The 13,210-nt window shown below is 58.3% G+C and carries 11 protein-coding genes; 6 read left to right on the top strand and 5 right to left on the bottom strand.

The window, feature by feature from the left end:
- Positions 1-51: 51 nt before the first annotated feature.
- Genes BGIM_RS0104035 through BGIM_RS48590 form a run of 3 tightly spaced genes read right to left on the bottom strand, consistent with a single transcriptional unit; the run spans position 52 to position 1,922 of the window.
- Positions 52-753: an energy-coupling factor ABC transporter ATP-binding protein gene (locus tag BGIM_RS0104035; protein WP_020468516.1), complete on the bottom strand. Its 702-nt coding sequence runs from the start codon at positions 751-753 to the stop codon at positions 52-54.
- Positions 750-1,487 carry an energy-coupling factor transporter transmembrane component T family protein gene (locus BGIM_RS48585; protein WP_020468517.1) on the bottom strand — a complete coding sequence of 246 codons (738 nt, stop codon included), beginning with the start codon at positions 1,485-1,487 and terminating at the stop codon, positions 750-752. Before BGIM_RS48585 ends, BGIM_RS0104035 begins: the two co-directional genes overlap by 4 nt.
- A 3-nt stretch (positions 1,488-1,490) precedes the next feature.
- Positions 1,491-1,922, bottom strand: a complete 432-nt coding sequence (locus BGIM_RS48590; protein WP_020468518.1) for a DUF5684 domain-containing protein — start codon at positions 1,920-1,922, stop codon at positions 1,491-1,493.
- A gap of 83 nt (positions 1,923-2,005) precedes the next feature.
- Here BGIM_RS48590 and proB point away from each other — a divergent pair, with 83 nt between their 5' ends.
- Positions 2,006-3,142, top strand: coding sequence for a glutamate 5-kinase (proB, locus tag BGIM_RS0104050; protein ID WP_020468519.1), 1,137 nt, complete (start codon positions 2,006-2,008; stop codon positions 3,140-3,142).
- Here the strand turns inward: proB and BGIM_RS0104055 are convergent, their stop codons facing one another.
- The gene (locus tag BGIM_RS0104055) at positions 3,143-4,771 is read right to left on the bottom strand and encodes an OprO/OprP family phosphate-selective porin (protein WP_020468520.1); all 1,629 of its coding nucleotides are present in this window, start codon (positions 4,769-4,771) and stop codon (positions 3,143-3,145) included.
- Positions 4,772-5,020: 249 nt separating this feature from the next.
- Between BGIM_RS0104055 and argH the strand changes: the two genes are divergently transcribed.
- The 4 genes from argH (at position 5,021) to BGIM_RS0104080 (ending at position 11,726) form a co-directional block, all read left to right on the top strand.
- Positions 5,021-6,412, top strand: a complete 1,392-nt coding sequence (argH, locus tag BGIM_RS0104065) for an argininosuccinate lyase (protein ID WP_020468522.1) — start codon at positions 5,021-5,023, stop codon at positions 6,410-6,412.
- A gap of 39 nt (positions 6,413-6,451) precedes the next feature.
- Positions 6,452-7,741: a diaminopimelate decarboxylase gene (gene lysA, locus BGIM_RS0104070; protein WP_020468523.1), complete on the top strand. Its 1,290-nt coding sequence runs from the start codon at positions 6,452-6,454 to the stop codon at positions 7,739-7,741.
- Between the two features lie 80 nt (positions 7,742-7,821).
- Positions 7,822-10,794 (top strand): response regulator transcription factor, encoded by a 2,973-nt coding sequence (locus tag BGIM_RS0104075; protein WP_020468524.1) that lies wholly within the window; start codon positions 7,822-7,824, stop codon positions 10,792-10,794.
- A gap of 158 nt (positions 10,795-10,952) precedes the next feature.
- On the top strand, positions 10,953-11,726 hold the full coding sequence (locus BGIM_RS0104080) for a tetratricopeptide repeat protein (RefSeq protein WP_157368599.1): 774 nt from the start codon (positions 10,953-10,955) through the stop codon (positions 11,724-11,726).
- Positions 11,727-11,733: 7 nt separating this feature from the next.
- Here the strand turns inward: BGIM_RS0104080 and BGIM_RS0104085 are convergent, their stop codons facing one another.
- The gene (locus BGIM_RS0104085) at positions 11,734-12,651 is read right to left on the bottom strand and encodes a ribonuclease Z (RefSeq protein ID WP_029629726.1); all 918 of its coding nucleotides are present in this window, start codon (positions 12,649-12,651) and stop codon (positions 11,734-11,736) included.
- A 91-nt stretch (positions 12,652-12,742) separates the two neighbouring features.
- Here BGIM_RS0104085 and BGIM_RS0104090 point away from each other — a divergent pair, with 91 nt between their 5' ends.
- A complete protein-coding gene (locus BGIM_RS0104090) occupies positions 12,743-13,204 on the top strand; it encodes a YbaK/EbsC family protein (RefSeq protein ID WP_020468527.1) in 462 nt (153 codons plus the stop codon).
- Positions 13,205-13,210 lie beyond the last annotated feature (6 nt).

Raw genomic sequence — 13,210 nt, forward strand, 5'->3', positions numbered from 1 at the left:
CAATAGGAGTTTCGTTGCGAAATCACCAAGGCACGCCTGATTCAGAAATCTTTAAATTTCCAAACCATGCCTTTCCAAAAGTTCCTTGTCTCGCAGCATCTCGATTGAACCAACTGCCGCTACCTGTCCGGCGTCCATCAAGATCACGCGGGAGCAGGTTTCGCGGATCATCGCCAGATCGTGCGAGGCGATGATCTGCGTGCCAGGGAGGGTTTTCAACAGGTTGATGAGACCGCGACGCCCGCGCGGGTCGAGCGAACTGGATGGTTCGTCCAAGAGAAGGATGTCCGGGCGCATGGCCAGAATCCCGGCGATGGCCACCCGGCGTTTTTCCCCTTCGGAGAGGTGGAATGCCACGCGATCCTCAAAACCGGTGAGGTTGACCGTCGCCAATGCCTCGGCCACCCGTTGGCGAACTTCCGTGTCGTTCAAACCGAGATTCAGCGGGCCGAAGGCGACATCTTCACCGACGGTGGCCGAGAAGATTTGATCGTCACAATTTTGGAAAACCAACCCGACATGGGCAGGAATCACCCGGCGGTGGGTCGGGTTGGCCGGGTCTAGCCCGGCGACAAAGATGGTGTTTGCCGGCGGCTCCAAAACGCCGGTGAGGCAGAGCAACAAGGTGGTTTTTCCCGCCCCGTTTGGCCCGATCAGGCCAATCCGATCACCGGCTTCCGCGTGAAACGAGACGCCGTTCAATGCCAGGCGGCCATCGGGATATTTGAAATTCAATTCGCGCACATCGATCATCGAATGACATCCCAACCGATCAGGCCGCCCGCGATCATGACGGCTGCCAGAACCATTGCCCAATCGGGAGTCTTCACGGCAGACGCGGCCAATTCGCGATATTGGCCGTCGAATCCCCGGCAACGCATTGCCTGCCCGACCCGTTCGGCCCGCGCATGTCCCCTCACCAAAATCGACCCCAAGACATGCCCGATTGTTTGCCGGCCGTGCCGGTTCATGCGGTTGCGAAAGCCGCGAACCCGCAAGGCCAGCCGCAGTCTTGCCCATTCCTCTCGCAACACAAACACGTATCGCCAAGTCAGCGTCAGCAAATGGGCGAAGAGATTCGGCAACCCCAACCGCCGGGCGGCCACCACATGGGCGGGCAACGGCGCAGATGCCAATAACGCGGACACAAGCAGCAGAATGGCCAATGTTTTCAACATGAACACTATCACAAACATCACTCCCCCTTCGGTCAGGGTGAGCGGACTTGTTTCGAACAGGATTTCCCCGTGGCGAACCGTCCAAGGAAGGAGCAGGGCCACGGGAAGCATGGAAAAAATCAGTCCCCGCCATCGAATGTGAACTTTTCCGAGGATCGCCACCAGCAGGGCCAATCCCAAGGCGGTGAGCGCGGGAAGCCAATCTCGAATCAATGACAGGGCCATGAGCAATGGCAGGGCCGCGAGCAAACGACACCGGCCCTCGCGTCGGGCCAGCCACGACGGCCGGGAAGTTGATTCGACCGCCATTTTTTAGCCTTGGTCCCAAGCCCGTCCGCCGAGGCCGTCGCGGTCGCGCAGGAAGGGATTGGTTCCCCGCGTGGCGCAGGCACCCTTGCCATCCGGGCCGGAGTATCGGGATTCGCCGAATGCCAGCACCGGGTAAAAGAGAAATGGAAACAACATCAGACCCAAGCCAAACCAGACACTTCGGCCAAACGCCCTGGCCAGATCGAGGTTTTGCAGAATCCAAACGACAATAAACATCGGGTAAAAGAAACAGACGGCCAGTTCCCACCACGGGGAACGGCCGGTGATTTTGAAGGCCACATGGGTGCTGTAAAACGGAATCAACGAGGCCCAGCCGGGATGTCCCGCTTTCGCGTACATCACCCACCGGGCGGCGACAAACACCGCGAACGTCAGGGCGATGGCCATCGCCAGCAGCATTCCCATCGGTTTCATGCGACCAATCTCCGCTTGTCGGGGGTCGGGCCGTCCCCTTTCATATCCTCTTTGATGCGAGGCTCCCGGTGCAGAGGCAAGAGATGGGCGATGCGATTCGGCACGACCTGCTGGCAAAAGCGGAAACGGTCGTGGTCAAGGTTGGAACAAATGTGCTGGCGGATTCCAAGGGTTCGCTGGACCGTGCCCGCATGCAATCCCTCGCGGATCAACTGGCCCGGTTGCGATCCACCGGCAAGCGGGTCGTGCTGGTCAGTTCCGGGGCCATCGGGGCCGGGGTGGGCCGATTGAACCTTGGAAAACGCCCAACGGATTTGCCCCATTTGCAAGCGTGCGCGGCCGTCGGACAGTGCGCCTTGATGCAGGTTTATCAGGAATGTCTGACACCGCACGGCATCGCGGCCGCCCAGATTTTGCTCACCGCCGGGGATTTTGACAATCGCGCCCGGTATCTTAATGCTCGTCATACCATTATGATGTTGTTTGAGTATGGCTGCCTGCCGATCATCAACGAGAACGACACTGTGTCCGTCGCCGAGATCAAATTCGGGGACAACGACCAACTCGCGGCGATGGTCGCCAATTTGCTGCAAGCCCCGTTGTTGATTCTGCTGACAAATGTGGACGGCCTTTACACTGGCGATCCGCGAAGCGATCCCTCGGCCAAACTGGTGGCCACTGTGCCGCACATCGACCGGGCGATCACGGAAATGGCAGGGACCACTAAAAGCGTTCTCGGCACCGGGGGGATGAAAAGCAAACTACGGGCGGCCCGGTTGGCGACGGCAGCAGGCGGGGCCGTCATCATGGCCAACGGTTCTACGGATGGGATTCTGGATGCGATCACCGAAGGAAAACCAGTCGGCACATTGTTCTTAGCGCATGGGGAAGGACTGTCGGCCCGGCGGCGCTGGCTGGGGTTCACCGCCCGGCCGCAAGGCGTTTTCCGGCTTGATGCCGGGGCGAGAAAAGCGGTGGAACAAAGCGGCAAAAGCTTGTTGCCCGTCGGCGTGGTGACTGTAGAGGGAACCTTCCGCAAAGGAGAAGTGGTGTCTCTTTGTGATGCGGATGGTGTGGAGTTTGCCCGCGGACTGACGAATTATTCCAGCGCCGACGCCGAGCGAATTCGGGGGTTGGCGACCGACCAAATCGAAAGGGCCGTCGGCAAGCTCCCCTATGTCGAGATGATCCACCGCGACAATCTGGCGGTGGTTGGCTGATTAAAAGTCCATCGCGAGCCGTAGCCCCAGCCCTTGGACATATCCATCATTGGCCGGGTTCGGGGCATTGCGATAGAGGCAGGTATAGTTCAACTGCCACTTCATATACGGGTTCAGATACCAGTTCAATCCAAGAGTCACATCTTGCGTCATGCCGCCCTTGATCCCGTTGTTGTCGAGGTCGAGAAACGAAACGCGCAAGCCGAGTTCCCAAGCTCCCATGCCGTGACCCATGCCCCCTTTGCATGATTCGCATTCATCCCCGGCTTGATTCCAGTTGAATCCGCTAAAATTGCTTCTCGGCGTGACACGAGTGAAGGCAAATCGGCCGCGGTCGTAGGTCTTGTGTTCTCCGGTGATGAAATACAACACTTCGGCATAGCCCCCTTGGAAGAATGCCGTGCCGAGATTCAAACGGGGACCGGGACCGGTGGCCGGAATCGTCGCATTGCCCACTTGGGTTGCGTAGTATTCCGTCTGCAATGTCCAAGGCCCGTTGACCGCGACAAATTCCGGCACGATCATGTCCCGGCCGGACCCCATCATGATGGCATCCGCGACGACGTTGTGCAGCACGGCGGGGCCATCCCGGATCATCAACCGGGCGCGAAGACGTTCCACGTGATCGTCCAAGTCCCGGTGGCTGACGCCGACGCCGAGGTGAACGAGTTGTTCGCCGTCGTTCTCCCACACCGGCAAATAGGCGATACGGCCCGTGAGATCGTATTCCCCGTCCCCGGTGTTCCAGCCGAACACGTTGCGCGTGTTCTTAAAGACCCCCAAGGCTCCGTAAAGTCGCTTGTCAAGAAACTGGTTGAACAACATCACGCCCGGTTCAAAACCGTTGTCTTGGTTTTCCACGAAGGCGTCGAAGGCCAGCGAGCGTTCCATGAAGTTCAAAAACCGGCTGCTTGTTTGGTGTTCAAAGCTCACCGGCGGCTTCTGGTTTCCGACCCGCAGATTGCCGACGTAAGGGATGTCCTTGAAAGTCACCCACAAATCGGTCGGAGCCGGAGTGTTTGCGGGAACGACGTTCCCCGTTGTTCCACCCGGATCCGTGTTGAACGTGTTAACGAAGTCGAATTCCATCAGGAAGTCGATGTTCTTGTAAAGCGTTCCTCCGAAATCGAACCGTGCCCGTCGAAAATTGACGGCATCCTGAACATCCCCGATGCCCCCCTTCGACCGTGGCGCTTGCACGGCATCATTGGTTGACAGCCAAGTGCCGTCAATTTGCAGTCGGCCGCCGACAAAGAACTTGAACGCCGCGTCGGGCGTTTCAACGTGCAAAAAGTGTTCGTCGCCCGGTTTGAACTTCAGGAAGGGATCGTTTCCGCCCATCGCCCGTTGTTCAAAAGGAAGAAAATTCGACGGAGCCATATTCGATGAGGCCGGCATCGAGAGTGGCTTGCCTTTGTCGCCACTTCCTCCCGAGGGCATCGAGTTCATTATTTCATCGGGGCTTGGCAATTCGGAATAAGTGGTGCCTTTGGGCAACACAGGCGCCTCATCGGCGTCTCGGAGGCGCACATAGCCCTTGCTGAACTCTTGGGCGAGAACCGTGGATGACATCAGGGCGCTCACCATAAGCAGCGCAACCAAGTCAAATGAGCGAATCCGACGGATCATCGACAACAACCCCGTGCGAGAGAGTGAAAATACAACGAGTTTACCGATAATACGGGTTACATCGGCTTTGCCGATTGTGCGGCATGACGAGAAAGCAAGGATTCTGGCCCGCACGATTTTTCCCCAAACCCCGGCCTTTCCACCGGGAGACAAATTCGACACGCCGCATAGAATGTTGCCAATCAGCGGGCCGGGCCACCCGAAGACGTTTCAGTGGCCCGGCCTGCCGCATTTTTCGCCGGTCGTGCAATGAGCCAAAAGACTTGGGGCGGTCGTTTTTCCGCACCCACCGACAAACTGGTTGAACAGTTCACCGAATCAATCAGCGTTGATTCCCGCCTGTTCCCGCATGACATCCGAGCGAGTCAGGCCCACGCGGTCATGCTGTCCGAAGTCGGTCTGCTCACCACGGCCGAGGCGGGGAAGATCGTCGCCGCTCTCGACGATATCCGCGAGGATCTGGAAAACAACCGCATCCCGTTCCGCACGGCTCTCGAAGACATCCACACGCACATCGAGAGCGAACTCATTTTCCGTTTGGACAAACAGGGGTTGGGCGATCTGGGGCGAAAACTCCATACCGCCCGGAGCCGGAACGATCAGGTTGTCACCGATCTGAAACTCTGGACCCGCGACTCGATCGACATGCTCGATCATCTGCTGGCCGAGTTACAACGATCCTTCCTCGATTTCGGTCTGCGACACCGGGACGTGATTATCCCGGCTTACACACATATGCAACGGGCCCAACCGGTGTTGGTCCCCCACTACGCCCTTGCCTATGTGGAAAAATTCCAGCGGGACCGCGACCGGCTTGCCGATGCCCGCAAACGGGTCAATGTGCTGCCGCTCGGAGCCGCCGCTCTTGCGGGTTCCTCGTTGCCCATTAACCGATATTCCGTTGCAAAGCAACTCGGGTTTGACGAGGTCGCCCGAAACAGCTTGGATGTGTCCAGCGACCGGGATTTTGCGGCCGAGTTCGTTTTTGGCCTGTCCCTGATTGCCGTTCACCTGAGCAACTGGTCCGAGGAGTGGATTCTCTGGACCACCACGGAGTTCGACACCATCGAACTGCCGGACGAGTTTTGCACCGGTTCCAGCATTATGCCGCACAAAAAGAACCCGGATGTGCTGGAACTGACTCGCGGGAAAACCGGCCGAGTGTTGGGACACTTGCACCATCTTTTGGTCATGATGAAGGGCCTGCCGATGGCCTACAACCGAGATATGCAGGAAGACAAACCGGCGATGTTTGATGCCGCCGACACCGTGACCGCCTCCGTGCAGATTGCCGCCGCGTTGGTTCGCAAGGCGAAAATCAAGACCGCCAGCGTCGCCGCCCGGCTGGATCAGGGATTCTTGGACGCCACCACGTTAATGGAGTCATTCATCTCGCGGGGGGTGCCGATGCGAACCGCGCACGAGGCCGTGGGGCTGTTGGTGAGAGAGTGCGAGCAGAAGAAATTGAAACTCTCCGATCTTCCGACATCCAAATTTGATGAAGTCTGCCCCGGCGAAGGAGCGGCCGTTCGCGCTGTGCTGGGAGTGGCGAACTCGATCAAAGCCTTCCAGAGTTATGGTTCCACCGCTCCCCACTCTGTGGAAACACAACTGAAAGAGTGGCAGGCGAAGCTCGCGTAGGCGTTCCGGTTGAAATTGTGATTCGGCTCCGAGGAAATCATGGATCATTTTGAGTATCGCGGTCGTGAGTTGTTCTGCGAGGACATCCCCGTCCGCGAGCTGGCCGAGAAATACGGCACGCCATTGTTTGTCTACAGTTCGGCGACGTTGCTCCATCACTTGAAACAGATTCAAACGGCGTTCGCCTCGGCGAATCCGGTGATTTGTTACAGCGTGAAAACGAACGGCAACATCCACATCGCCAAATTGATGGCCGATCATGGATCGGGCTTCGATGTCACCTCCGGTGGCGAACTTTATCGGGCGCTCAAAGCCGGGGCGACCGGGGACAAGATTGTCTTCGCCGGCGTCGGCAAAACCGACCCGGAAATCAAATACGCCCTCGAACAGGACATTTTGTTTTTCAATGTCGAGAGTGAAGAAGAACTGCACAATCTCGGCGCCGTCGCCAAGTCGGTTGGCAAAGTGGCTCGGGCGACCCTCCGTGTGAACCCGGACCTTCCCCCGAAAACCCATGCGAAGACGGATACCTCCGTCAAAGGTGTGAAGTTCGGGTTGGACATCGACACGGTGGTGGAAGTGGCCCGTGGCGTCGTCGGCCATCCGAATCTTCAGGTGGTCGGGTTGCACATGCACCTCGGTTCGCCGATTTTATCGGCCGATCCGTATCGGCAGGGGATCGAGAAGGGATTGAAGCTTATCGAGGCGTTTCGACAGATGGGCCACCCGATCAAGTATCTCAACATGGGTGGCGGTTTCGGCATTCACTACCGCAAGCAAGAAGCCCTTCCGGCTGGTGCTTTCGCGGAAGTGATTCTTCCGGGCGTGAAGGCGGCCAATTGTCAGTTGGTGCTGGAACCGGGCCGGTTTGTCGTCGGGAATGCGGGCATCCTCGTCAGCCGTGTGGTGTTCACCAAGGAATCCGGCGGCAAGCATTACATCATTCAAGACGCCGCGATGAACGACCTCATCCGGCCGACGTTATACGACTCGTTCCACCGCATCTGGCCGGTGCAACCCGCCGGTAATTTGCCCGCCCCGCCGACGGATTACGAGGTCGAAATTCCCGACACTTTCAAACAAAACGTCGTTGGCCCCGTTTGTGAATCGGGGGACTACCTCGCCAAAGACCGGGCCTTGCCCGTCATGAAACGAGGCGATCTTCTCGCCACGTTCAGCGCCGGGGCTTACGGCATGGCCATGAGTTCCAATTACAACGCCCGCTGTCGCGCGGCCGAAGTCCTCGTCACAGGCGGCACAGCCCGTCTGATCCGTCGTCGGGAGACGTATGAGGATTTGGTGGCCGCGGAAGTGGATTGCAAAGATTGATCCGGTCGTGTTGAATGGATATTGAGTGTGTCCGTGTCAACCGACCCCCGGTATTCCATTCGCCGACGGAGGCAGCCACCGTGTCGTGCCGCATTGCCCTGACATCCCTGCTCCTGCTCGCCAGTTGCCCGTTGGTCGGTCTCGCGCAGCCGGATTCGGATTTTTACCTCGTCCCCAAAACCGTCCCCGAATTCTGGCGGGCGGCTCGTTTTGAACTCCGCACCGGAAGTTACGAACGGGCGGCCGAGCGGATCAAGGGTTTGCTCGCCCTCAACCCGGACGAGAAAACCCTTTTCGACCTCGCGGAAAACCCGCCTGTTGGTGGTGAATCCGGCGTCACGCAATTCTTGAAACTCCGCAACATTCCCAGATGGAATGTGAACGACAAGCTCAATGGAGAAGCCAAGGAGAACGTCGAAAAGCTCATCAGTCAGGTGACAACCGCCGTCAACAACGAATTGAAAAGCGAAGTTCGCATCAATCGCTTCATCAAAGCCCTCGTGGGAGAGCAAGAGGAATCGGCTTACGCGATCAAGGAACTCCGTCGTTCCGGCAAGGCCGTTGTCCCGTTGCTTTGCTCCATCCTCTCGAACAAGCCGGATGACGAAACTCGGAACGCCATTTTTCAGGCCATTCCCCAACTCGGGGATGACACGATCCCCGGCTTCGTGGCCTATCTGAGCATTGCCGAACAACCCGATCAGGTCGAGTTGATTTCGTGTTTTCAAAAGCGGGGTGATTTCCGGGAGATGGTCAGCCGCGTGCAGTCCGACCCGGTTCCCACGCTGCTGTATCTCTGGGGTAATCCGAACAGCGCCGCCACGGTGAAAAACGCCGCTTTGCGAGGGGCGACGCTGTGGACGCTCAAAGATCCCACGTTGTCCGCGAAGCCGGAAATGCGCACGGCGGTGGGTCAACTAACGGCGGTTGCCAAGGGTTTTCTGGAAGGCAAGCCAAACCCCGGAAGTCCGACCGGCAACGACATGGGAACACCGACCTATCAAGTCTGGATGCCCGAGGGGAAGACGGTCAAGGAGGTTGCCCTTTCGAAATCGGCGACCTTCGAATACTACGGCCTGCGATATGCCCGTTGGGTGCTGGAACTGGAACCGGACAACGCCGCCGCCCAGGAAATATTCCTGAGCATCGCCATTGAGGGGCAGGCCAATCGCACCGGGGGCACGTTGCCGCTTTCCAAGACGGCCCCCCAACTCAATTCCGTGCTGTCCACGGCTTCATATTCGTTGCTGACCAGCTTGTTGGAAGACGCCATGCGGAACAAAAAGACGGCCATTACCCTGGCCGTGGTTCGCACGCTTGGCGAACGGGCCGAACTGCGGGCGGGCAAGTCCGAGGAAATCCGGGTGGATGGCGAGAAGACTAAATTCCGGCCCTCCGTGTTGGTGAAAGCCCTCGATTATCCCGATCCTCGCGTGAAGTTTGCCGCCGCCGACGCTCTCTTGAAGATTCCCGGCGAACCGACCCACGGCCGCACGGATGAGATCATGAAGTTGTTGATGGCGACTCTCGCCGCCGACCCGCCTGCCGGGGCGAAACAAAAGGCTCTTTACGCCGACCCGGACCCGGTTCGCGGAAATGGCATTTCGACGGTTCTTCAGCAATCTGGCTATCAGACGGAAGTTGTGAACACCGGCCGGGAATTGATGAAGCGGATTCAACAGTCAACGGATGTGGATTTCGTCGTGATCGACCGGCATATTGTCGATCCGATGCTCACCGACCTGTTGCCTCAATTGCGGGCCGACCTCACGGCCAAGACCCTGCCGTTGTTCGTGGTCGCCTCTGCCGAGGGAATCACGCCCGTCAACAAACTGACCGCCTTGGCCCGGCTGGCCACCATTGTGGCTTTTCAGGATCTTCCCGACGCCCCGTATCGAGAATGGCCTCGCAACGAGGCGGAACTCCGGGAATTGCGGTTGCTGAACAACCAAATGGTCGCGGCCGTGCTCGGGCGATACGAGGCCCAAGTCAAGCGGATGACGACCATGGTTCAACAGGCTGGGTTTACCCTCGACGATCAAACCCGGAATCGTATCAGCTATCTCACGCTTCAAACGATTCCGTTCGTCACGCTTGATAGTTTTGCGCAAAACCTCTTGTTGGAAGAACGGCTCGACGCCATCAAACTTCTGCCCCCCGGCGTTTCGGATGAATTGGCCGGTCAGAAGATTGCCCAAATCCGGCCAAGGATCGCCACGGACGAAACTCCCTCGAAACCGGAAACGGAAAACATCCTCAATTTGATGCGGACCACGAATGAAGCCGAGTCTGCTTTGCTGGCAGATCGTCTTCCTCGCATGAATGCGACTTGGGATTCCTTCTGGTCGAAAGAAACTCCGCGACTTCCCGCCATCGTCGGTGTGCGTCACCCGGACATTGAGATGGCCGTCGCCCGCAAGATTCGCGGTTACAATCGCGTTCATGTGTTGCCGGCCGTGTTCACCCCGGCCGGATTGAGCGAGGAACTGGTTCAACTGATTGATCCCAAAGCCCCGATGGTCAGCCCCGAGGAGCGGCGAGATCAGGCGGCGACGGCGATGAATTGGTTCCGAAAGATGGCTCGCGGAGAAGTTCTTGGCTATCGCGTCATGCAGGCCGAGGCTCAAATTCGACATGCCCTGAATTCGGATGAGCTGGCGTTAATCGCCATCGACACCATTGTTCGCATGCCCAGCAAGACCGGCCAGCAAGACCTTGCGACGATTGCGACATCGGACACTCGCCCGGCGCCGATTCGGATTGCCGCCGCCGAGGGGTTGATCCGCAGCGTGCAGACCTACGGCAAGTTCGTCACACCGGAACAAATTGATGCTCTGGTGGTGATCGCCAAAACCACGGAAGACGCGGATGTGAAGGCAAAACTGAATTCGGTCATCGGCGTGCTCAAACCGGATGCCAAGGTGACAGGGGGGCTGTTGAAGACCTATACGCCGGATCTATCGGCTGCTCCTATGAAAGAAAAGGGACCGGACCCGAAGGAAGATCCCAAGGATCCAGAGAAGAAAGAACCGGACCCGAAGGAAAAAATGTAAGTTTTGGAATGTTCATTTGTACATCAAAAGCCGGTCGCCTTGCCAGAGGTGGTCGGCTTTTATCATTCACACACCCTTCGGGGAGGTTTTTTGCGCAAGTCCCGAACTGCCGAGTATTCTGTTGGTAACGAACTACATTCCTTATGGCGGGTCCGATCATGTCCATCCAACCAAGCATTGCCGAACTGACTTCCAAAGTCGTTTCGTGGGGAGAAGATGCGGAAATGCTCGCCACGGCGGCTGACGCCCTTGGACAGGTCGAACCGCACGAAATGACCGTCGGCCTGCGGACAGACCCCCGGACAGCCTGGACCCAATCGATGGAAGCTCTCGGGACGGATTCTGAAAAGTTGAAGGGTGTGGTCCTTCCGGGGGAATGGGGCCGTTTGGTCGTCCGGCTGGAGTCGGTGGCCGCGTTGCCGTTCGCCCTTGGGAACTACCCGCAACGGGTTCGTGAGCTTGGCACGTTGGTCCAGACGGAAGATTTGAAGTCCCTACTGGCCTCCGATCCGATCATTGACGAAACGCCGAAGGCTCTTGCCGATTGGTGTCGCAAGCAAGTCGATGCGGACAAGATGCCCCAAGCTTTGATTGCCGCCGCCTTGCATCGGGTGAGCCGAAATTATCCGATGGCCGAACGGGTTTTGGGTGATCTGGCCCCCAAAGTTCCGTTTGAATGGCTGACGATGCTGGAAAACGAACGGGCCACTTTGCTTTGGGAACGCGGCCTTCATGCTGCCGCCAAAACACTGTGGGATTCCCTGCCGGACACCAACCCGGTCATTTTCAACCGGGGCATGGCCTCGCTGTTCCTCGGCGAATCGCAAATGGCGATCGCCCACTTCCGCAAACTGGCCGACCAACTTCCGGAAGCCAGTGCCTGGCATCACTTGGCCAGCCTTTATCTGGCCCTTGCCGAAATGCGGGCGTAAAAGCCTGTCAATCGGGGAATGTGATTGAGGTGGAAAGCATTTCACGCCCCAACACCACGCCGGGATAGATTCTTTCCGCTTCGGCCCGGTACTGCTCGGGGAAGGGCAAAGCCGGGCTGAAGTGGGTCAGCCACAGTTGACCCGCGCGAGCGGCCGCCCCAATCATTGCCGACTCGGCGAACACCATGTGCTTGTTTTCCAAAGCCTTCGGCAAATCCTCCGGGTCGCCGTACATCGCCTCGCAGATCAGCAGATTCACGTCCGTCACAAACTCCACCAATTGCTGCGTCGGCCGGGTGTCGGTCACAAACCCGACGGACAAACCCGGCCTAGGCGGGCCAAGCACGTCTTCCGGCAGGTAATTCTTGCCGTCGAAGGTCACGGTTTCCCCACGCTGGAGGCGTTTCCAAAACTCAACGGGCAAGCCGAGTTTTTTCGCATTCTCCGGTAGAAACGGCCGGGCACGAGGCAGATCAAACCGATACGCCAGACAGGGAATTTCGTGTTCAGCCCAAGCTGACGTAACGCGCAGGGGACCGACGGGAATCACATCATCGGGCTTGCCTGTCATCTCGCGGTATTTCACCGGATAGGGCAAGTGGGGGGCGATTACCCGCAAGCCATCGACGATCCGGCCAATGCCCCTCGGCCCGGCAATGGTCAGGGGTTCGCTTTTCGTGCGGCCGCTGTTGCCGATGGTGAGCAACAAGCCCGGAATCCCCCCGACGTGGTCGGCATGGAAATGCGAGATCAAAATGGTCCCGATGTCCTTGATGCCCCAGCCAAGTTTGCGAAGACCAACCTGCGTGCCTTCGCCGCAATCCATGAGGATCATCTCGCCACCGCAGCGGATGAGCGCGCTCGACAAAGGTCGGCCCGGCATGGGCAGCGTGCCCCCGACTCCCAACATCCCGACGTCAATCATGAAATTCCACTTCCCGAACGAATGCGATCCCGAATAGTCTATCGGACAACTCCAACGGGCCAGCGGTTCAGCCATCGAAAGGTCAGCGATCATGCCAACCGTTTTTGAACGCATCATCGAGCGGCTGACGTCGACAGGCATTTCCCATCAAGTCAGCCACCACGCCCCGGTGTTCACCAGCGAAGAGGCGGCCGCCGTCCGGGGTGTCTCGCTCTCATGCGGGGCGAAAGCCCTCATCATGCGGGCAGGCGACGAGTTCTTGATGGGCGTGATCCCCGCCGACCGCAAGCTGGATAGCAAGAAGTTGAAACAATTCAGGGGCGTAAAATCACTGCGGTTTGCGAGCAGGGAAGAAGTATTGGAACTCACCGGCTTGCTGCCCGGTTCAATCCCGCCGTTCGGGAGTTTGTTCGGCTTGCCAACCCTCATGGACCCGGCCCTCGGGTTGAACGAAACCATCACGTTCAACGCCGGGGACCACGCCATTTCGGTCTTCATGAGCTTCGGCGACTACCTGACCGTCGAAAAACCGGTCGTCGCTGAATTGACTTGAGCCGGT

Origin of the sequence: Zavarzinella formosa DSM 19928, from assembly GCF_000255705.1 — a bacterium.
GTDB lineage: Bacteria > Planctomycetota > Planctomycetia > Gemmatales > Gemmataceae > Zavarzinella > Zavarzinella formosa.